General features: G+C 40.9%; 23 protein-coding genes and 1 riboswitch. Of the genes, 2 read left to right on the forward strand and 21 right to left on the reverse strand.

Annotated elements, in window-relative coordinates:
• From thiS to QFZ73_RS26485, 13 genes are all read right to left on the reverse strand, one after another.
• Positions 1-204: a sulfur carrier protein ThiS gene (thiS, locus tag QFZ73_RS26425; protein WP_251431756.1), complete on the reverse strand. Its 204-nt coding sequence runs from the start codon at positions 202-204 to the stop codon at positions 1-3.
• 14 nt (positions 205-218) lie between these two features.
• On the reverse strand, positions 219-1343 hold the full coding sequence (thiO, locus tag QFZ73_RS26430) for a glycine oxidase ThiO (RefSeq protein WP_307272445.1): 1125 nt from the start codon (positions 1341-1343) through the stop codon (positions 219-221).
• Between the two features lies 1 nt (position 1344).
• The gene (locus tag QFZ73_RS26435; protein WP_307272447.1) at positions 1345-1956 is read right to left on the reverse strand and encodes a thiamine phosphate synthase; all 612 of its coding nucleotides are present in this window, start codon (positions 1954-1956) and stop codon (positions 1345-1347) included.
• A 40-nt stretch (positions 1957-1996) separates the two neighbouring features.
• Positions 1997-2773, reverse strand: a complete 777-nt coding sequence (locus tag QFZ73_RS26440) for an energy-coupling factor transporter transmembrane component T family protein (RefSeq protein ID WP_063233538.1) — start codon at positions 2771-2773, stop codon at positions 1997-1999.
• A 16-nt stretch (positions 2774-2789) separates the two neighbouring features.
• Positions 2790-4250 (reverse strand): ABC transporter ATP-binding protein, encoded by a 1461-nt coding sequence (locus tag QFZ73_RS26445; protein ID WP_307272450.1) that lies wholly within the window; start codon positions 4248-4250, stop codon positions 2790-2792.
• Positions 4251-4262: 12 nt separating this feature from the next.
• Complete coding sequence (locus QFZ73_RS26450; RefSeq protein WP_251431771.1) at positions 4263-4847, reverse strand: ECF transporter S component; 585 nt, start codon at positions 4845-4847, stop codon at positions 4263-4265.
• 14 nt (positions 4848-4861) lie between these two features.
• Entirely contained in the window at positions 4862-5545 is a 684-nt protein-coding gene (gene tenA, locus QFZ73_RS26455; protein WP_251431774.1) for a thiaminase II, read from the reverse strand.
• A 137-nt stretch (positions 5546-5682) separates the two neighbouring features.
• A riboswitch (TPP riboswitch) is annotated at positions 5683-5811 on the reverse strand.
• Positions 5812-5950: 139 nt separating this feature from the next.
• Entirely contained in the window at positions 5951-6697 is a 747-nt protein-coding gene (locus QFZ73_RS26460) for an SDR family NAD(P)-dependent oxidoreductase (RefSeq protein ID WP_251431777.1), read from the reverse strand.
• A 49-nt stretch (positions 6698-6746) separates the two neighbouring features.
• On the reverse strand, positions 6747-8384 hold the full coding sequence (locus tag QFZ73_RS26465; RefSeq protein ID WP_307272455.1) for an AMP-binding protein: 1638 nt from the start codon (positions 8382-8384) through the stop codon (positions 6747-6749).
• Between the two features lie 18 nt (positions 8385-8402).
• Complete coding sequence (gene menB, locus QFZ73_RS26470) at positions 8403-9203, reverse strand: 1,4-dihydroxy-2-naphthoyl-CoA synthase (protein WP_307272457.1); 801 nt, start codon at positions 9201-9203, stop codon at positions 8403-8405.
• A 167-nt stretch (positions 9204-9370) separates the two neighbouring features.
• The gene (locus QFZ73_RS26475; RefSeq protein WP_307272459.1) at positions 9371-10525 is read right to left on the reverse strand and encodes an acyl-CoA dehydrogenase family protein; all 1155 of its coding nucleotides are present in this window, start codon (positions 10523-10525) and stop codon (positions 9371-9373) included.
• Between the two features lie 272 nt (positions 10526-10797).
• Complete coding sequence (locus QFZ73_RS26480) at positions 10798-12108, reverse strand: sigma-54 interaction domain-containing protein (RefSeq protein ID WP_307272461.1); 1311 nt, start codon at positions 12106-12108, stop codon at positions 10798-10800.
• Between the two features lie 5 nt (positions 12109-12113).
• Positions 12114-12542, reverse strand: coding sequence for a MaoC/PaaZ C-terminal domain-containing protein (locus tag QFZ73_RS26485; RefSeq protein WP_307272463.1), 429 nt, complete (start codon positions 12540-12542; stop codon positions 12114-12116).
• 143 nt (positions 12543-12685) lie between these two features.
• Here QFZ73_RS26485 and QFZ73_RS26490 point away from each other — a divergent pair, with 143 nt between their 5' ends.
• Entirely contained in the window at positions 12686-13000 is a 315-nt protein-coding gene (locus QFZ73_RS26490; RefSeq protein ID WP_307272465.1) for a hypothetical protein, read from the forward strand.
• Positions 13001-13074: 74 nt separating this feature from the next.
• Here QFZ73_RS26490 and QFZ73_RS26495 read toward each other — a convergent pair whose 3' ends face one another.
• The 3 genes from QFZ73_RS26495 to QFZ73_RS26505 all read right to left on the reverse strand — a co-directional run bounded on the left by QFZ73_RS26495 (position 13075) and on the right by QFZ73_RS26505 (position 14552).
• Positions 13075-13653 (reverse strand): MFS transporter, encoded by a 579-nt coding sequence (locus QFZ73_RS26495; RefSeq protein ID WP_307273102.1) that lies wholly within the window; start codon positions 13651-13653, stop codon positions 13075-13077.
• A gap of 127 nt (positions 13654-13780) precedes the next feature.
• On the reverse strand, positions 13781-14380 hold the full coding sequence (locus QFZ73_RS26500; protein ID WP_307272467.1) for an MFS transporter: 600 nt from the start codon (positions 14378-14380) through the stop codon (positions 13781-13783).
• Positions 14381-14405: 25 nt separating this feature from the next.
• Complete coding sequence (locus QFZ73_RS26505) at positions 14406-14552, reverse strand: hypothetical protein (protein WP_307272469.1); 147 nt, start codon at positions 14550-14552, stop codon at positions 14406-14408.
• Positions 14553-14869: 317 nt separating this feature from the next.
• Between QFZ73_RS26505 and QFZ73_RS26510 the strand changes: the two genes are divergently transcribed.
• The gene (locus QFZ73_RS26510) at positions 14870-15655 is read left to right on the forward strand and encodes a serine/threonine protein kinase (protein ID WP_251431805.1); all 786 of its coding nucleotides are present in this window, start codon (positions 14870-14872) and stop codon (positions 15653-15655) included.
• 618 nt (positions 15656-16273) lie between these two features.
• Here the strand turns inward: QFZ73_RS26510 and QFZ73_RS26515 are convergent.
• The 5 genes from QFZ73_RS26515 to cobA all read right to left on the reverse strand — a co-directional run bounded on the left by QFZ73_RS26515 (position 16274) and on the right by cobA (position 20156).
• Positions 16274-16546 carry an HU family DNA-binding protein gene (locus QFZ73_RS26515; RefSeq protein WP_063233522.1) on the reverse strand — a complete coding sequence of 91 codons (273 nt, stop codon included), beginning with the start codon at positions 16544-16546 and terminating at the stop codon, positions 16274-16276.
• Between the two features lie 177 nt (positions 16547-16723).
• A complete protein-coding gene (locus QFZ73_RS26520) occupies positions 16724-18241 on the reverse strand; it encodes a cobyric acid synthase (protein ID WP_307272472.1) in 1518 nt (505 codons plus the stop codon).
• A 12-nt stretch (positions 18242-18253) separates the two neighbouring features.
• A complete protein-coding gene (locus QFZ73_RS26525) occupies positions 18254-18790 on the reverse strand; it encodes a cob(I)yrinic acid a,c-diamide adenosyltransferase (protein ID WP_307272474.1) in 537 nt (178 codons plus the stop codon).
• Positions 18791-18804: 14 nt separating this feature from the next.
• Positions 18805-19368 carry a nitroreductase family protein gene (locus QFZ73_RS26530; RefSeq protein WP_101221881.1) on the reverse strand — a complete coding sequence of 188 codons (564 nt, stop codon included), beginning with the start codon at positions 19366-19368 and terminating at the stop codon, positions 18805-18807.
• The gene (cobA, locus tag QFZ73_RS26535; RefSeq protein WP_307272478.1) at positions 19347-20156 is read right to left on the reverse strand and encodes a uroporphyrinogen-III C-methyltransferase; all 810 of its coding nucleotides are present in this window, start codon (positions 20154-20156) and stop codon (positions 19347-19349) included. Before cobA ends, QFZ73_RS26530 begins: the two co-directional genes overlap by 22 nt.

Below are 20156 nucleotides of genomic sequence, written 5' to 3' on the forward strand. Positions count from 1 at the left end.
TCATCCGCCTCCTACAAAATGTACAATCTCTACCTTGTCTCCATTAGACAAAAGTGTTTCACTTAGACTTTCTTTTGCTAATATTTCATCATTCAATTCAACAATCACTACTTTTTGATGTAAATTAAAGTGTTGCAAAAGCCCTGTAACTGTTGATTCATCAGCAGGAATCTGTATTTTTTCCCCGTTAATAATCAATTCCAATTCATCCACCTCCATTAAGAAAAAAGGGTCTGTATCGAACGATCCAACCGAAAAGCTGACCATTCGGGATTTGTCTTCCGTTCTACAATATCCGCTATAAGTACACCTGTAATCGGAGAAAGCAGGATGCCATTCCTGAAGTGCCCCGTTGCAATGAAAAGTCCTTTGCATGCTGGATGTTCACCAAAGTACGGCAAGCCGTCCCCAGTTTGGGGGCGTATACCTGCCCATGTCTTTTCCAATTCGGTTCCTTTAATCGCCGGAAGCAATTGCGTTGCCTTTTGTATTAACGTAGAAATCCCTTCAAGACTTACCTTTTGATCGAAAGTGTTCGCTTTAACCGTTGCCCCGACAATGATTCTTCCGCCAACTTTGGGCACAAGATAGCATCCATGTGAGAAGATTGTCTTTTCAAGCAAAGGACGATCGGTCAGGACGGAAAAGCACTCTCCCTTTACAGGATAACTGTCGAGTCTAATCCCTGATTTTTCAAGGAGGAAAGTACTCCAAGCCCCACCTGCTACGATGACATTTTCACTTGAAAATCTACCTATGTTCGTAAGCACTCCCGTTACACATCCGTTTTCCATAACTAAATCGGAGACATGAACAAATTCCTTTATATCTACACCAAGGGCAGCTGCAGATTCAGTAAAAGCGAGCGACAGCCTAGTGGCTGAAACTTGTCCATCCTTCGGAATGTACATGGCTCCCTTAATCTCATCCGATAGAAGCGGTTCCGTTTTCCTTATTTCGGCGGTCGATAGCCATTCGGCCTCAAGTCCCGCATCTTGCTGGACTCTGGTCAAGTTCTTTAACTCGGCTACCTGATCATTCGTTAGCGCCACCTTAAACATGCCCTTGTTCACTAATTCGATATCTATTCCACTTATGTCTTTTAATTCTTCCGACAGTGCAGGAAACATCCCCCTGCTTCGGCTTGCCAATGTAAAAAGCGGGTTATCAGCATCTAACTCGGCTTGTGCCCCTAACATCCCGGCTGCAGCACTGGATGCTTTACTGGCAAGTCTATCTTTTTCCAATAAAAGGACCTTTTTACCTCGTTTGGCTAATTGAAAAGCAATGGATCCACCGATTACTCCTCCCCCAACAATGATTGCATCATATATGGAATTCATCTTATGTCTCCTTTCCCAAAGCCTTCGAATATTCTTTAACGGCTCTAATCGGATTTTTAGCTTCAAGCACCCCTGACATGACGGCAATTCCACGTGCCCCCGCATCCAGCACGACTTGGCAATTGAAAGGTGTTATTCCACCTATGGCAATTATTGGTAGATTGATATTTCTTGTGATTGCATGAAGCTCCTCAACTCCCTTAGGAGGAAGGCCGATTTTTGAATCCGTTTCAAAAACATGTCCATAAATCGCGTAATTGGCCCCTTTGCTGAATGCGGCTTTCGCTTCATCCATGGAATGGATCGAACAGCCAACATTCAACCCTGGAATAACTCCTTTTACGACTCCCGCATCTAAACTATGAAAAGCCAATTGAACACCAAATACTTTGTGTACCCAGGCTACATCCACCCTGTCATTAATGATGATCTTAGACAGCGGAATCTTTTTATCATGTAATAGGGTCACTGCTCGATAGAGTTCCGATGCACTCATATGCTTTTCCCTTAGATAAAAGAAATCAACATGTTCCTGAATGTTTGAGGCGATTTCCACAAACTTTTCAATTGGCTGTTTCCCAGTAGAAATAATATGCAATTCATGTGCATTCATACTAAGAACCCCTAACTAGTAAAGTTACAATCTCATAAAATTAAATGGATACTAACGGGAATTGAATCGATAGGTAAAAGCCGGCCAACAGCAGGATGATAAAATACAGAATGAAACCATGGTCCATTTTTGAAAAACCAAATTCATAATAGTATGTTCGATCCCGAGTGTCTGTAAATCGCTTTGCCTCCATCGCAACCGCGATTCGGTGAGCACGTCTGATGCTTCCGGATAACAACGGGATGGAATAGGCTTTCATTTTAAAATATACCGATCTTATCCCTTTTCCCCTTTCGAAACCGCGTACCTTCATCGCGTTTCGTATCGTTTGGAACTCCTCCATCATGATGGGAATCAGCCTTAATGCCGCCATGAAACTATAGGCATATTTCGGTTTAAGCTTAACTTGCTGCATTAACGAATAAAACAAGTTCACTGGTCTAGTCGTTAAGGAAAAAGTTAAACCAAGGGCCGCAAAGAACAAAGCTCGAAAGCCTACAAGTAATCCCCTCATGAAACTTTCCTCCGTAATCGATATTAGGCCCCACTCAAACCAAAGCGTCTCGCCTTGCCCGAATAATATCATTGCGGAAGAGGTGGATATAAAAATGAAACAAAAGGGAATCGACAAAAGTAAGATGCGTTTTATCGAATGCCCGGTAAAAAACAAAAATAAAAGTAATACGCCAATGGTGATATTCATCATATAATTCAGGTCATGAATGAATAACGCCACGATGCATAACACAATCAGTACACCAAGTTTAAGGCTTGGATTAATTCTATGGAGCCATGTTTCTGCATTTGAAACATTCATCTACATGACACTCCTTTTATAGTGATAAAACTTTGTTCTCCAAAAATCCGGCTTGCGCGATGTTCTCATCACTTATTACGTCTCCGTCCTTAACCGTCCAGATCCTTGTTGCAAAGTTTTTTGAAATATGATCGTCATGAGTTACCATGATCACTGTTATTCCGCGCCTTCGATATTCCTCAAACCATTCCAGTAATGCAAAGGTATTTTTCGAATCTTGGCCAAAGGTTGGCTCATCCAGGAGTATGATTTTTTTGTCTATTACGATTGAGGCGGCTACGCTTAAGCGACGCTTTTGACCCATTGATAATTGAAACGGATGTTTATCCCGATGTGCCTCCAGGCGGAACACTTTAAGCAATGAGCGGACTCTCTCATCTATTTCTTGTTGCGGCCTTTTGTCAATTCGCAATGAATAAGCAATCTCTTCATATACAGTATTTGCAACGAACTGAAACTCAGGATTTTGAAAGACAAACGTCATATGATCCGAAATTGGATTTTTCACGCCTTTAATGGGGGTCCCCATTAATTCATACTTACCATTCGTTTTTATGAACTGCATCAGTGCATGCAAAAGAGTACTCTTCCCCGCGCCATTTTCTCCCCTGATTACAATCCATTCCCCTGAATGGACCTTCAGCTCTTCAACCTTGATTTTTTCCTCTTTATTCCGAAAACCTCTAAATCCTTGCACATCCATAAGGGGTAAACCATCTGTAAATTGGAGTTCCCGAATGGGTGCATTCTCATGTATATATTCATCCCAAACACCAGGGAACCAAATTCCATGTTCTTTCATTTCATTTTTATATAGTGAAAGAATGGTGTCTCTTGGACCATCAGCTATGATTTGACCTTCACCGTTAAAAAGAACGATTCGTTCGATGAATTCTAAAACATGGTCAATTTTATGCTCGACGATAATAACCGTTTTGTCTCGTCCGACTTCCTTCAACAAGTCCCAGATTTCTTTTGTCCCTTCCGGATCAAGCATGGCGGTTGGTTCATCTAAAAATAGCACTTCTGGTTCAAGGGCTAATACTGAAGCGATTGCCAGACGCTGTTTCATCCCGCCTGATAATGTTTCTATACTTGTATGGCCTAGGTTCAATCCTACATTACGGATATGATTTTGGATCTTCTCTTCCATTTCTTCTTTAGGGACGGAAAGATTCTCAAGGACGAAGGCAATTTCCTCATCGGCAAATGGCATGCAAAACTGACTATCAGGGTCTTGAAAAACATATCCCCATGATGAAGGGCATTTCAATTCCTCCGCTTTCATCGGGACTTCGAAGGAATTCGGAATCAATCCGCTTAACACTTGCAAAAGAGTGGACTTACCACATCCTGATGGTCCCAACAATAGCACTTTTTCTCCTTTATCAAACGATATGGATAGGTCCTTGAATATCAAAGATTCATCACCGGGAAATTTCATTCTTAACTTCTCAACAGAAACGATTCGTTCCATGGCCCTCAACCTCTACTTTTGATCCAGTTCTGCATAATCTTTACTTGAAACCGGACGAACAAGATTAGTTACTCCTGTTGCTTCCAGTACTTTAACTAAATAATAGGCAGTCACACCTGCAAAGAATATGGAACCCACAAACCTGGCTATCATGAATAACGATAAATTCCAAAGAGAGAGAGCACCTATTTCCCCATAAGCAAAATCCATGATGATTGATGCCAGGCAGGAAGCAATCGCAGCTAAAACGGCTACCGACATATTGAATTTTTTATATTTGAACGCCATGAACACCAGTTCCGCGAACAAACCTTGGACCACCCCATATAACAGTACGGTCAGCCCCCATGGTGAACCTAGAAAGAATTCTCCGGAAGCTGCAGCTATCTCTGCCAAAAGTGCCACACCCGGTTTCCGTAAAATTAAAAAGGCGACGGGGCCAGCTATAAACCACATTCCATAAATAAGTTGATCCAGATGTAATCCTAATGGTTTAACGGAATAATAAATCGAACCCCAAAGGATATAAACGATTCCAAATGCTACCGCAATCACGATCGTGACTAATATATCGGTTAATTTCAATCCTTTTTTCATTGTTTCATTCTCCTTTATACTTCTAGTGTTTCCTTATGCACAGGCCATGTCTCTAAACGATAAGCCATTTCCCAAAATGAGTATTCATATTGGCTGCTAAGGATGAAATGCTCTTTCATTCTCTCCTTATCCTCGTCTGTTACTTTTTCAGCAATCTCATCAAGCCTCGCAATTTGTTCTTCCACCAAAGTGCGGAACCACTCTCCTCCGTAAGCCGCTATCCATTCTTGATAAATCGGCTCTTCGGGTAAGCACCCTTGCAGCTTTTCACCTATTTCATAATACAGCCAGTAACACGGCAAGATAGCTGCAATAACATCCCCTAAATGTCCAGAATAAGCCGCACGGTACATATGGGAAGTATAAGCATAAGCAGTCGGGGCAGGTTTAAAATTTTCCCTTTCTTCTTTTGTGATGCCTAATCTCTCAGAAAAATTCTCATGAAGCTTCAACTCCGCTTCATATGTTCCTTGTGCGTGGCCGGCAAGCCTGCTTGTTGTATGTAAATCTGTAGCTTTGACTGCTCCTAAAGCTTGAACTCTAGCAAAATGAGATAAATAATAGGCATCTTGCATGACATAAAAACGAAAACACTCCAATGGCAAAGTGCCATCTCCTATCCCTGCAACAAACGGGTGATTAAAACTAGCTTCCCAAATGTGATCGACTTCCTGACGAATTTCCTCTGAAAACTTCATGTCCATTACCTCCAAATTGTATTTTTTAAAGGATGATACGGGATAAAAACCTTTTAACACCTCTTTTTTTGCAAACAAAAAACCACTTTCTTTAACGTAAAGAAAGTGGTTGTACTTGAAATAATACAGAAACGTATTGTTCCAGACCCCCACTTCCCTACGCTGGTATAAACCAGATCAGGTTCTAAGGGTCTTAAAGTCATACTTTAATCTCAGCTTCTCCGGTAAAATCAACTTTTACCTATAAAGCACCCCTAGTGGTACAAATTGTATATTAAATTCATTTCATTTGCCTTTATATTAACACGATTAATCCAATTGTCAAACGTATTAGAAAAAGTTTTCATGATTTATGGTTATGGTTACTAACCTTTCAATCTTGCATTACCACCTTACCATGATCGCTTAAACCATTGTTAATCCACCATTTACGGAAAGAGTTTGCCCCGTAATATACCCTGCATCTTCCGAAACGAAATAGGCAACAGCACTGGCAATATCCTCTGGTTGTGCTAGCCGGCGGAATGGAATCGCTTTTTCCAAGGCTCCTGCTATACCTTCATTATAAGAGCCTATTTCTTGAAATAGGGGCGTATCAGCAGGACCTGGCGCAATACAATTGATGTTGAGTTTGTGACGTGCCATTTCTCTTGCTATCGTTTTTGTGAAGGCAATCACCCCTCCCTTAGCAGCCGAATAAACTGCCTCTCCACTTGATCCGACTCTAGCTGCATCGGATGCAATATTTACTACCTTTCCGTAACCGTTTTCAATCATAAGAGGTAAAATTTCCTTGCAAGTATGGATCTGCCCAAGTAAATTAATATCGATAATCCTTTTCCAAGTGCTGGGATTACTTTTTAAAAATGGTTCCACCTTATCCCACCCTGCATTATTAACCAATATATCTATTCTATGAAAATGCTTCACTGATTCTTCAACGGCTTTTTTAACACTTTCTAATTTCGTTACATCACAATGGACCGCTCTGGCTTCAAAACCCGACTTTTCGATTATAGAAACCGTTTCCTCTGCATTTTTAAGATTAATATCAGCCACGATGATGTTAAAATTACGAGAAGCCAATTTTTTTGCAATCTCTCTGCCAATTCCACTTCCGGCACCTGTGATAAATGCCATTCTTTTATTCATCATATTCCCCTCCACTTTCACCATTTAGTCAATATGGATTATAAACTGCTTAAATATTGTCGATTATCTTTTCATTTATCATTTCCCGGAGCCGGAATTTCTGGATTTTCCCGCTAGCCGTTCGAGGAAAGTCATCCATTATCTCAAGAAATTCAGGCCAATATTGTTTGGCCAAACCCTTTTCCGAGAGAAATTCCTGCATGGAATCCATCGTTATCGGGCTCTTCCCCGTTTTCATGCTGATACATGCACAGGCTTTTTCCTGAAGACGGGAATCTGGTACCGCAATAACCTGAGCGCTAGAAATATCCGGGTGTTCATACAATACATTTTCTACATAAGCGACTGGAATATTTTCACCGCCACGTATGATTATGTCTTTGTTTCTTCCAGAAATCCGGATATATCCGTCTTCATCAATGAATCCTCGATCACCGGTAATGAACCATCCGTCATTATACTCTACTAAAGTATCATCGATCCGTTTAAAATAGCCGACAAAAAGAGCCGGACCCCTTACTAATAAAGAGCCTTCTATATTCGGGGCACAGATCTCCCCTTTAAAATCCACTACCTTTAGCTCCATTCCCGGAAACGGAATTCCGTCGGTATTCGTCAGTTTTTCTTCTGGATCTTCAAGTCTCGTCAAGGTTACCAAGCCATCTTCCGTTTGCCCCCATCCTGACAATATCTTGAACGGTACTTTTTTCACGGCTTCCTTTACTAAATGCCTGGGGATCGGGGCACCTAAAGCTACGAAGACTCGTAGCGAATTGAGGTCATACCTTTCTATCCCTTCCATTTGAACCGTATCTTGCAGAAAAGGAGTGGCTCCCGCCGTAAACGTTATCTTTTCCTTCTCAACCCATTCAATAAACTCTCTGGGATTCCAAATGTCTTGATAGACTCCCGTACCTCCAATATGTGTAGGAAGCCTAACTCCATAACCAAAACCTGTTTGATGAGCGAACGTTGACGCCATGAAAAGAACGTCATCGGGTGTTAAATGTAAGCGGTCAATCCAATAATCCGTTGATATACAAAGAGTATTATGTGTATGCATAACTCCTTTTGGACTTCCTGTGGTTCCGGAGGTAAAGATAATTTCAGTCACATCATTTGGGTCATGTGTGATTTCATCCAAAATGGATGAATCCATCCGGTCTTCCCAAGGTTCCTCAAATAAGGAGGAGAACAGTTTCATCCCATTCGGCGCATTGTCCCCAATCACATATATATGTTTCATTGATGGCCATTGATGGCTTAGTCTCTCAATCATGTCAGGGTAATAAAACCCACGGAAATAATCTGGTACAACAATCATTTTAGATTCTGCCATCCCAACCATATAGCCAATTTCCCTATCTCGATAAATCGGTATCAAGGGATTGCTAATGGCACCGATTCTTGTAACAGCATAGTGTAAGATTATAAACTCATTCCAGTTAGGCAGTTGAAAAGAGACAACATCCCCCTTACCCAATCCTATATGCAAGAGACCCAATGCGATTCGATCGACCAACTTACCCAGCTGCTTGTAAGTAAAACTACTTTTTTTATCTATAATCGCTATCTTATCTGGATGCTTTACTATAGCATCATTCAAATAATCCAAGATCGTTCGGTTTGGCCACACGCCTTGATATTTCCCCACATATTCCTGATTCAAAATCGTCTCCAATTTCACCAGTTTCCATCCCCCTCATCAACCTCTGAATTTTTTAAAATCTACAGGCCTCTTTTCCAGGAAGGCATTTTTTCCTTCTTCCGATTCTTGTGTATTGTAAAACATCGCTAAACTGCCCATCGAAAGTTGTGAAATCCCTTGAATGTTGGCACTATCTGCATTAAAGGCATATTTGAGCATTTTTAGCGCAGTAGGACTCTTATCAAGGATTTTTCTTGCCCATTCTTCTGCTGCCTCGTGCAGTTGTTCTGGGGCAACGATTTTGTTCACAAGTCCCATTTCTTTTGCTTCTTGTGCAGAATATTGTTCACACAAATACCAGATTTCCCTTGCTTTCTTTTCTCCGACAATTCGTGCTAAATAAGCTGAACCAAAACCTGCATCATAACTACCGACCTTTGGCCCGCTCTGGCCAAATTTTGCCGTGTCAGATGCAATTGTTAGGTCACAAATGACATGAAGGACATGCCCGCCTCCGATGGCAAACCCATTAACCGCTGCAATGACCGGCTTAGGAATGTTGCGGATCGTTTGGTGCAGCGTTTCGATTTCCAGTCCCATTCCACCACCTAAACCACCCGAATGATTATATCCTCCTTCTTCCCCCTTTTCTTTTTGATCTCCACCTACACAAAATGCCCTCTCACCTGCTCCAGTCAGAATCACTACACCAACACGATTATCATCCCAAGCGTCCCGGAAAGCCCAAATTAATTCCTGAATGGTTCTGGCACGAAAGGCATTGTATACTTTAGGTCTGTTCATTGTTATCTTTGCAATTCCAACATTTTTTTCATAGATTACATCTGTTAATTCCATCGTTTTCATTCCCTTCATTGTCCTAGTCTATTAACGATGATTTGCCTTGTATCACAACAATCCTCTGTTCCTTACGAACTTATTCGGTACCCAATACGACTTTATGTGCTTTCCATTTCTGTAATCGATTCGGTTTCAACTGAATGTAACATTATTAATCCATTGGATTAATGAGAACGGAACTCCTTTCCTATTATGTCCTTTGCAATGACCATCATATTGGCTTGTGCAGTGCCATCACCAATTTCCAACCCAATCACGTCACGCAAGCGTTGCTCAAGAGGCATTTCCTTTGTATAAGCATAATGACCATTCAACAGTAAACATTCATGGATGGCTTCTACACTATATTTGGGACCTAGCCACTTAACAGAAGCCGATTCTTTACTATGATTCAACCCTTGGTCACGAAGCCAGAGTCCTCGATAGGCTTGCCACTTCACCAGTTCTAATTGGGTATAGTGAGTCACAATGGGGAAGGAGACCCCTTGATATGTCGCCAACGGTTTACCAAATGAATGTCTGATTTTCACATGTTCGATGGTTTCATCGATACTTTGTGAAGCGGTGCCAACACATTGCAGCCCTATTAACAGCCGACTTAAATCAAACCCATTCATCACTTGGGAAAAACCTTTATTTTGAAGACCGATCATATACTCTTCCGGAACCTCGACATCGGTTAAATATATCGAACCTCTTCCAATGGGGATATTCCCCATGTCTGTGTACCCTCTGCATTCAACTCCTGGAATATCGGCAGGAACCATGAAGGCACTTATCCCTCGATTTCCCCATTCAGGTTCCGTCTTTGCAAATAAAACAAAGGCATCCCCACACATAGCTACACTAATTCCAGACTTTTCTCCATTAAGCACATACTTATTTCCTTTATGAACAGCTGTTGTTTTAATTCCGCCTGCATCCGTACCGGCGGATGGCTCCGTAATCGCAATGCCAACAATTTTTTCACCACTTGAAATTTTGGGAAGCCACTCCTTTTTCAGTTCCTCGCTAGCGTGATTATTGATAATTTCACCGATTAATGCATTCAACATCACCGCGTAAGTAAGATTGAAATCACCGCGACCTATCTCCTCAGCAGCTATCCCCGTTGTCACACAGTCTGCACCGCTTCCGCCATATTCCACTGGAATCCGAAGACCATTCACGCCAAGATCCCCCAGTTTTTCCCACAAATGTTTTGGAGTAATCTCTTCCCGATCCCATTTTGTATAATGTGGAAGCAACTCTTCCTTAGCAAATTCTTTCAATATTTTACGAAAATAATCTTGCTCTTCCGTAAAAGAAAAATTCAGCATATCATTACCTCCTTGTTTAATTACTAAATTATCCGATACCTATATTTTGGACATTCTAAGAAACATGAAATCTCTTATATGACAAACTATTATTGCAAGTTGTGTGCCAACTTGAATTCGCTACAAATTTGGCTATAGTTTACTTAAGCTTTGCAAGTTTGCATTATTTCGCAATTCTGCAAATCAAATTTGCGAAACTTCACAAAAAAAAATACACACTTCATAAGTGTGCCCTAATGGTTGCCCTGTTTACATTTCATTGGGTGCTACTACTATTTCAATTTATATTTGGCAATTTTCCTATATAAACTGGCAACATGAATTTTCAGCTTTTGAGCTGCTAAAGAACGATCCCCTTCCGAATCTTTTAATGCTCGTTGAATGGCTGATTTTTCAGCATTACCTACAACTTCATCCAACGTACCGGACATAGTATTATCCAAAGCTGAGGGAACCTCCAATATGAAATTAGGTGTAAAATATATAGAATCCAGAGTTAGAGTCACTCCATCTACGATATTCATTCCGCGTTCTATTATCGCTTTGATTTCACGGATGTTACCAGGCCAATCATATTGGATAAGCCATTCTTGGAGTTTAGGATCAATTTCTTTTACATTGGACCCTAACTTGTTATTGAAATACTCGACGAAATGATATGCCAGAGGAAGAATATCTTCGTGCCGCTCCCTTAAGGAAGGAATTTTCAATTCAAAAACATAAAGTCGATAATATAAATCTTGGCGGAATTTCCCTTCTTGAATAAGGGTTCTTAAATCCCTGTTCGTCGCCGCAATAATACGTATATCAACATTTTTAGTCCCCGTCCCGCCTAGTCTTTCCACTTCCCTTTCCTGTAAAACTCGTAATAGCTTACCTTGAGCCTGATAAGGCAATTCAGAAATCTCATCTAAAAACAACGTACCATTTTGGGCTAATTCTATTTTTCCAGGCTTCCCTTCTTTTTTCGCCCCACTAAAAGCACCAGCTTCATAACCAAAAATCTCCGATTCAAATAATTCATCTGGAATCGCGGCACAATTTACCGGGACAAAAGGCTGTGCTTTTCTTGTACTCAAACTATGGATCGCTTGGGCAAAAAGTTCCTTTCCCGTTCCCGTTTCCCCTGTAAGCAGTACTGTTGAACTGCTAGTAGCTATTCTGGCGGCCAGCTCTTTTACCCTCTCTATCTCCTTACTCTTTCCAACAATCTCTTCGAAGCTATATCGGCTATTATTCTTGGCTTTATTCTTCTCCAAAGAGTTGGCAAAATACACTAAATCACTGTATTCCAGTTCGTCTTGGCGGATGATTATGGTATAAAGGGTATCAGCTTCTCGTCGAAACACCCTTATGAAACAAGAGTGTCCGCTGATCACACCTGAAAACACATGTTTGTGAGCAAGACCTTTCAAAGAAAAGGTGGAAGAAGTGTGAATGACTCTCGTAATGGACTTTCCTATCAAATCAGTCGGCATAATCATGAAATATTCATAAAAATCAGCAGTGGCGCCTATAATTCTTCCATTTTCATCAACTTCAATCGATCCCCAATTCCTTATTACGTTTTTAACATTTTCCATTCACATCACCTAATACCTTGATTACTTAAAACAAAAATTACAACTTGACCTTTAATGACTTCAATTCCTGCCTGATTAAAGCAAGTCACCTTTTGCGTAACCCAATCTCTATGCAAATTAATATCAATGACCTCCAGTTCCGCTGAAATCATATCGCCTATATGTACTGGATGATAAAAGACCAATTCCTTTTGTAAAAGTATACAGGCACTACCAGGGAGTTTTTCACTGATCACTTGAGTGATAAGTCCTTCCGTTAACAAACCAGGTACAACCGGCTTGCTGAAATTACTTTTCCAGGCTTCTTTATTCACTTGATAAATCGGACTGTAATCTTTTGTTAATCCATTACATAATTTTACGTCAGATTCATTAAATGTCCGTTGCATACTAGCAACCTGGCCGATGAACAAATCAGTGATTGTTAAACTCATAACACCGCTCCTTTTTCAGAATATTCACTTTTAATATAATACTAACTATACATAACTTTCCAATCAAATACTATAAAATGGGAGTTCATTTGTTGTTTTACTTGTGAATTTAGCAATTTTTCTCGTAAATTTGATGGTTACTCGTGAATTCAGCTGCTTTACTCGTGAGTATGCTCGGTTTACTCGGGAATTCTGCAGCTTTACTCGTGAGTTTGGCCGTTTTACTCGGGAATTCTGCAGCTTTACTCGTGAGTTTGGCCGTTTTACTCGGGAATTCTGCAGCTTTACTCGTGAGTTTGGCCGTTTTACTCGGGAATTCTGCAGCTTTACTCGTGAGTTTGGCCGTTTTACTCGGGAATTCTGCAGCTTTACTCGTGAGTTTGGCCGTTTTACTCGGGAATTCTGCAGCTTTACTCGTGAGTTTGGCCGTTTTACTCGTGAATTCTTTTATTTACTAAAAAATTGCCTATATGTCAGGGAATAGTCTGCATGACCGTCCGCTGACATATAGGCAATCTACTAAAGAACAATATTATACATTCGATGTTGCTTTTAGTTTTATATTTTCCTCTATCTGTGATTTATCATAGCTGCCATACCTCTCTTTCACAACGAGTAACGCCAAGGCAGCCATTATGCTCGGAACTGTGAAGGCCATGAATGCATTTTGTGGCGAATAGTTTGCAGCCAGCAATAATCCTATTAATGTTGGGGCAACAATCGCTCCAATTCTACCAAAAGCCAAGGCCCAACCTATCCCGGTGGTCCTTATCTCCCGCGGATAATACTCGGATATATAAGTATTGGCCAAATTCATCGTGCCAACTGTACAGGCACCTCCAAAAGCGATCAGAATATATAATGCTACTGCATTTGAGGTCAATCCTAATATGACAAAACAGACCGTACCTATGGCATATAGGGATACAAGTACTCTTCTATGGCCTATTTTCCCAACTAAGTATCCTCCAATTATCGATCCGCCAATTTGTCCTATTCCCGATATAAGTTTGAAAGAATAAACTGGATGATAGGCCGTATCCGGACTGCTGCATGATTTTGGGTAACCATGTATTGAGTCCGTATACCATAAGTAAACAGTTAAAGGCAGCTACCCAAAACGCAAATGTACTAAGAGTTCGCTTATTTTCAAAGAGTTTCTTGACTGGAAAGCCCTTTGCCCTATCTTGGACTTTGCAAACTCATAATCATCCGAGTCGTTATAGCCGCCGTCTGGATCAATGCGATTCAGGAAATTGCTTCATGAAGAATGAAAGTGCCAGTAAGTGAAGCGCCCCTATCCAATACAAAACCCTCCAACTCATTTGTTCCATCACATACATTCCAATTAAAGAAGCAAGTATGCTTCCGATAGAATAACCACAGTACATAGTGGTTACAATGAGAACTTTATTCTTTTTGGGTGAGTATTCCGCCATTAAGGAGATAACGTTTGGCATTAATCCTCCCATTCCCAAGGCTGCTAAAAATCGCATAACCGAGAAAAAGGCAGGATTCGGGGCAAAACTTGAAAGTAATGTAAAAACACTGAATAAACATATACAAATGGCAAGCACTTTTTTTCTCCCCATTTTATCCGCCAGAGGTGCAAAAATGAGGGCTCCTACCATCATTCCGAACAATGAATAACTTGCTATTCCGACAGCTTCGACTGGCGTCAAGTTCCATTCCTCCATCATCAAAGGCAAACCTACTCCGTACATGGCTATATCAAATCCATCGAAGGTAATTGCGAACAAACACCACATGAAGACCATTATATGAAAACGGCCAAATTTACTATTACCTACCACTTCCGAAGCATTAACTTCACGCAATTAATTCCCTCCTCTTTGCAATATTTCACGATATAACATGTAATGTCAGTTTCCCGAGTTCACCGTAATCTGCTATTATTTCATCGTTTGCCTGTATGGAAACGGCATCAGTAATTCCGCCTACTAAAACAATCATTCCAGCCTGAATGGAAAGTCCTTCACGGCTAATCATTTTTACAAGTTCCACTATCGAATGAATGGGATGATCGAGTACAGCTTCACCAAGGCCCTCTTTTGCAATTCACCATTTTGATAAAACTTAACTTCTGCTTGAGCCCAGTCCGTGTGATATGGAGAATAAGCTTGATTGCTAAGCAGGATTTTGGCTGAGGATACATTATCCGCTACCCCGAAGAAAAGACTTTCATTACCGCATTATCAAAAATCAGTGTTAAACTATCCATGATCATTCATATTTCCATCTTAATTAATAATGATCTTTTGGTTTCTTGACTCGAATATTTGAAAGTGGTGAGGGAAGTTTCAATTTTGCGTTCATTTAGAAAGATCTACCAATTTTTCGTGGATATTCCTTTTAAAGAAGGAGTGGTTTTGAATTACCGTTACGAGGTAAAAGCTGTAATCGGAACAGGAAGCTACGGTATTATTTATCTTTGCCATGATTTGAAAATGAATGAAAATATAGTGATCAAGCAGCTCCGGAAAAGTAAACGCCGCAGCAAAAAAGAGTTGAAACAGTTTGAAAATGAAATCTCCATATTACAAATGTTAAACCACAAAAACATCCCCAAATTTCACGAGAAATTTTTACAAGACGGAAATGTTTTTTTTGTGATGGATTTCATTGAAGGAGATAATTTAGAAGACCATATTTTCTTGAATCATATAACGTTCAATGAGAAAGAGTCTCTATTTCTTCTTGATGAGCTGGTCGGATTAGTATCTTATCTACATGACCATGACATTTTCCATCAAGATTTACGCATTCCAAATATTTTACTTAAGAACCATCAGCCCATTTTGATAGACTTTGGTTTGTCTAAAATGATCGTTTCGGACGATCTCGCAAAAGACTCCATTTTGCAGATGAAAAGGCAGGATTTTTACGACTTGGGTGAAATGCTCTTATATGTACTTTATACGACGTACGCTTCCAAAAATAAAAAGGCTCTTCCTTGGACAGAAGAGCTTTCGTTAGAAAAAGAAACTGAGCATATACTGAAAAGGTTATTAAGCATCCAAGAACCCTATTCAGATATCAAAGAAATTTCAATGGACCTGCAGGCTGCATTGAAGTCAATGAAACGGAATTAGCTGCTACTGCCACGCCCCTTTCTCTTGTAGCGGTCACTTCCACTCATGGGATATCTTTTATACCCGCGGCTGCTGCTACTGCTGCCTCTGCGATAATGACCATGTCTTCGCTCACTGCTGCCTTGGGAAAGTTGTTTGATTTTTTTCATTATTTTCTTCAGCATATCTTCACCTCTTTTATTTTTGTTTTTTAAAGCTTGTCATACATTTAGCCTAACATAGTCACAGTATAAACCTTATTAATAAGTACTATAATTTTTTTTCATTTGTGTTACATTCCATTACTGCTTACTTTTTTCATGGAGTGAGCTTATTTCATTGTTGGTCAAATGAGAAAACCCTTAACGCCTTCCATTGAAAATGGCGCCGAATATATAAAAAACCAATTTAAGAAACTCCTAATGGCCTTTTCATAACTATATCCCGCCTCACAAAAATAGCAAATCATTTATAAATATTTACCATTTAAGTTAATGATTAGTAACTCTTGAATAGCATAATCCTGGTTAATTGAAAATAATCTGCCGTTTTACGAATCCCCCTGCTCAAAATGAAAATCAGGCAGTAAACAAAAAAACCTGGCGAATATTTCATCGCCAGGTTTTTCTTCGTTCATTTTTATTTTACAGCTTCTTTTAATTCCTTACCTGCTTTAAAAGCGGGTACTTTACTAGCTGCAATTTGTATTTCTTCGCCAGTTTGCGGGTTTCTTCCTGTACGAGCAGCACGGTCACGCACTTCAAATGTACCAAAACCAACTAATTGGATTTTTTCTTCTTTAGCAAGTGTAGCCGTGATTGTTTCAAACAATGCGTCCACTACTTTTTTTGCGTCGTCTTTTGTCAGTTCAGCTTGTGCTGCAACACTGCTCACTAATTCTGTTTTATTCATATGAACACCTCATCCTTTTATTTTGTATAAAGTATGTAGAGAAGACAACATAACATATCTTGTATGCCTCTGTCACTTAATATGGCTAAATAAAAGGAATTGCAGCTCTAAATTGATCTTTTTTGAAGATAAAAGGGCTTTTGATTAACATTAACCTAAGCACTGTCTGACTCTTGTTCAACTTTCTGCAGTTTCCAGCTGCAGCCATTGATAGATGGTATCCATATCAATGTTTTCTTCTAAATGGGAAGCCAAGAGATTATACGCTTCCTCCCTACGCTCCGAGTCGCTTTGAACGTTTTCCTTCACTTCATCCAACCCCTTGTTCCGTCGAATTTGGTTAACTAGTAATCTAGTGAACAAGCGATTATGGAATATCCCATGAAGATATGTTCCCATTACTTTGTTGTCATTGGAAATGGCTCCATCCTCTCTTCCATCCTTCAATAAAAGAAAGGGCCTTACTTGTGACTTCAATGTCGTTCTGCCTAAATGTATTTCGAAACCGTTAAGATTCATTTGACCTTCCATTATCCCAGCAGAAAGGACACCTTCCATTTGTACCGTCTTCTTTTCTGCTTGAAATACGGTTTCCACCGGAAGAAGCGAGAGCCCTTCTGCGTTCTCACCGTCACCTTCGACCGCGTCTGGATCGAAAAGTCTGGTCCCTAGCATTTGAAAACCGCCGCATATACCGAATATCAGCGTTCCTTGTTTCCGCAGTTCATTAATGGCCCCATCCAACCCCATACGATTCAACCACTCTAAATCTTCCATCGTGTTTTTTGTACCCGGCAAAATAAGAAGATCGGGATTACCTAACTCATGGACACTGCTTACTAGGCGGACACCTACTCCGGGTTCATCGAAAAAAGGATCCACATCTGTAAAATTGGAGATCCGCGGAAATCTCAAGACGGCTACATCGATCGGAAACTCAGCCTTTTTAGGTTTTTTAAAACGTAAGGAAGAGAGTGCTAGTGAATCTTCCGCTTCAATATTCACGTCTAGATAGGGAAGCACCCCGAGAACCGGAATCCCGGTTTCCTTTTCCACCCATTCAATGCCATCGTCCAACAATTCACGCATGCCACGAAATTTATTGATGATGATCCCTTTTACACTATCTCGTTCATCTTGATCCAATAAGGCAAGTGTCCCGATAATGGACGCAAATACTCCACCACGATCAATATCAGCCACTAAAATGACAGCCGCATCCGTGAGTTTAGCCATTCGCATATTCGCAATATCCCTGTCCTTAAGGTTAATTTCAGCCGGACTTCCTGCCCCTTCGAGTACGATGATGTCATATTCATCTTGAAGTTTCTCCACCGATTTACGAATGATGGGCATGGCTTCCTGGACAAATTGAGAGCGATAGCTTTTTGCATTCATATCAAGAAAATGCTTTCCGTGCACGATGACTTCCGAAACCATATCCTGCTTCGGTTTCAGTAATATCGGATTCATATCGGTCGTTGCCGTGATCCGTGCTGCTTCCGCCTGTACTCCCTGAGCCCGTCCGATTTCACCGCCATCCAAGGTTACATAAGAATTCAAAGCCATATTTTGTGATTTGAATGGTACAACACGTAATCCTTTATTGGAAAAGACCCGGCAAAATGCCGTACAAATCAAACTTTTCCCAACATCAGATGACGTCCCTTGTATCATAATGGATCGTGCCTTCATTACGCTCACCCCCTAAAACTCTAATCCTTTGACAGCGCCGATACCCTCGTCATAATAATGCTTGGTCGCCTCAATCGATGAAACCAAATCAGCCATTTCCATAAGCTCTGGCTTGGCATCCCTACCGGTAATGACTATATGCATATGAGGGGGACGATTTCGAATGGCATCGATGACTTCAGCCAATGGCAAGACATCTTCAATAGGGAATTTGGAGATCGCTAACGCATTGTTCAATTCATCCAGAACAAGTAAATCAATGCCGGGATCACTAAGCGCCCGTTTCGCCTTTTCCCATGCTAACGATAAGGCGCTGCGATGCTCTTCTGGAGTTTTGGTCCATGTAAAACCAATACCTAGCTGTTCCATTTCAACTCCTAATTTTCTCAAAGCCAATGCTTCCCCATATGTACGCTCAGGAGATTTTATGAACTGAAGGTATTTGACATTCATTCCTCTGCCGATTGCCCTTAAAGTCACCCCTAATGAGGCAGTCGTTTTCCCTTTCCCGTTTCCTGTATAAATAAGCATTAATCCTCTGCGTGCCACTCACTCACCTACCTTCATAGCCAAACTGTTTTTTCTATGTATGAAGTCCTTTTAGTGGCAGGAACCGGTTGATCTCCTTTAGGGTATCCGACAAAAATGGTGCCGATCACTTTTTTGTTTTCCGGTGAACCGATAAATTCGTGCAGGCGTTCATCCCTGACAAGACCCACTCCTCTAGTGCGCCAAACGAATCCAAGACCAAGTTCTTTTGCGGCAAGCCACATCGAATGGACGGCACAACAAGACGCGAATACATTGTCTTCGGATGAATCTGGATCGTCAGGCAATATATCAGAAGTCACGACAATGATAAGCGGTGTCGTCTTTACAACTTCCAGTGAACTTTCAATTAATTTTGGTTTGGTCGGGAAGCGTTCATGTAAATATCTTTCTGCCAATCTTTCATACCGGTGCTTCGCTTCTCCCTTGATAACATAAAAACTCCAAGGTTCACGCAATCGGTCGTTAGGGGCATAGGTAGCCGCTTCCAATAGCTGCCTGATTTTTTGGTCTTCCACTTCTTTTTCTTCGTAATTCCTTATTGCCCGGCGTTCCTTCAATTCTTGAATGATGGACATTCCGACTCATCCCCTTCCATAATGGACTCTGATTCAATCACTCTTTCAAACCATTGGATTTTTTCTCTTAATTGGACGACATCCCCAACTAGAAATATGGACGGATTTTGAATTTCTTCTTTTACAGCCTTCAAAGAAATCGAACTCAATGTACCGGTGATCGTCCTTTGTTTATCTGTCGTGCCCCATTCAATGACGGCCACTGGCGTTTTACCGTCCCTGCCATGCTCCATCAATTTCTCACAGATAAACGGCATATTACCTATTCCCATATAAAAGGCGATGGTATCGATGCCTTGAGCCAATGCCTGCCAATTCAGGTTATCCTGCCCCTTGTAATCACGGCCATGGCCAGTGACAATGGCATAACTTGAAGCATGTTCACGGTGTGTTACCGGGATGCCCGCATAAGCCGGTGCTGCGATTCCCGCTGTGATTCCAGGGACGATATCATATTCAATCCCGTTAGCAGCCAGTATCTCTGCTTCCTCACCGCCCCGCCCAAAGACAAATGGATCTCCCCCCTTAAGACGGGTGACGTTTTTCCCCTGTAAGGCTTTTTCCACTAAAAGTTCATGTATTTCATTTTGGATGAGATGATGTTTCCCTGGTGCTTTCCCGCAATACACCAGTTCCGCATCTTCTTTTGCATAGGTTAATAATTCTGGATTGACAAGCCTGTCATATGCAATGACATCCGCCTTTTGGATACATTCCAGTCCATATACCGTAATCAGTTTCGGATCTCCGGGACCCGCACCGACCAGATGAACTTTTCCCGGTTTCAT

The organism is Peribacillus sp. V2I11 (assembly GCF_030817135.1).
GTDB classification, from domain to species: domain Bacteria; phylum Bacillota; class Bacilli; order Bacillales; family DSM-1321; genus Peribacillus; species Peribacillus simplex.

Excerpts from the sequence above, each read along its gene's own strand:
- thiO (WP_307272445.1), bottom strand. The coding sequence starts at position 1,343 with ATGAATTCCATATATGATGCAATCATTGTTGGGGGAGGAGTAATCGGT.
- QFZ73_RS26435 (WP_307272447.1), bottom strand. The coding sequence starts at position 1,956 with ATGAATGCACATGAATTGCATATTATTTCTACTGGGAAACAGCCAATT.
- QFZ73_RS26440 (WP_063233538.1), bottom strand. The coding sequence starts at position 2,773 with ATGAATGTTTCAAATGCAGAAACATGGCTCCATAGAATTAATCCAAGC.
- QFZ73_RS26445 (WP_307272450.1), bottom strand. The coding sequence starts at position 4,250 with ATGGAACGAATCGTTTCTGTTGAGAAGTTAAGAATGAAATTTCCCGGT.
- QFZ73_RS26450 (WP_251431771.1), bottom strand. The coding sequence starts at position 4,847 with ATGAAAAAAGGATTGAAATTAACCGATATATTAGTCACGATCGTGATT.
- tenA (WP_251431774.1), bottom strand. The coding sequence starts at position 5,545 with ATGAAGTTTTCAGAGGAAATTCGTCAGGAAGTCGATCACATTTGGGAA.
- QFZ73_RS26460 (WP_251431777.1), bottom strand. The coding sequence starts at position 6,697 with ATGAATAAAAGAATGGCATTTATCACAGGTGCCGGAAGTGGAATTGGC.
- menB (WP_307272457.1), bottom strand. The coding sequence starts at position 9,203 with ATGGAATTAACAGATGTAATCTATGAAAAAAATGTTGGAATTGCAAAG.
- QFZ73_RS26475 (WP_307272459.1), bottom strand. The coding sequence starts at position 10,525 with ATGCTGAATTTTTCTTTTACGGAAGAGCAAGATTATTTTCGTAAAATA.
- QFZ73_RS26480 (WP_307272461.1), bottom strand. The coding sequence starts at position 12,108 with ATGGAAAATGTTAAAAACGTAATAAGGAATTGGGGATCGATTGAAGTT.
- QFZ73_RS26485 (WP_307272463.1), bottom strand. The coding sequence starts at position 12,542 with ATGAGTTTAACAATCACTGATTTGTTCATCGGCCAGGTTGCTAGTATG.
- QFZ73_RS26505 (WP_307272469.1), bottom strand. The coding sequence starts at position 14,552 with ATGATTAGCCGTGAAGGACTTTCCATTCAGGCTGGAATGATTGTTTTA.
- QFZ73_RS26515 (WP_063233522.1), bottom strand. The coding sequence starts at position 16,546 with ATGAATAAAACAGAATTAGTGAGCAGTGTTGCAGCACAAGCTGAACTG.
- QFZ73_RS26520 (WP_307272472.1), bottom strand. The coding sequence starts at position 18,241 with ATGAAGGCACGATCCATTATGATACAAGGGACGTCATCTGATGTTGGG.
- QFZ73_RS26530 (WP_101221881.1), bottom strand. The coding sequence starts at position 19,368 with ATGTCCATCATTCAAGAATTGAAGGAACGCCGGGCAATAAGGAATTAC.
- cobA (WP_307272478.1), bottom strand. The coding sequence starts at position 20,156 with ATGAAACCGGGAAAAGTTCATCTGGTCGGTGCGGGTCCCGGAGATCCG.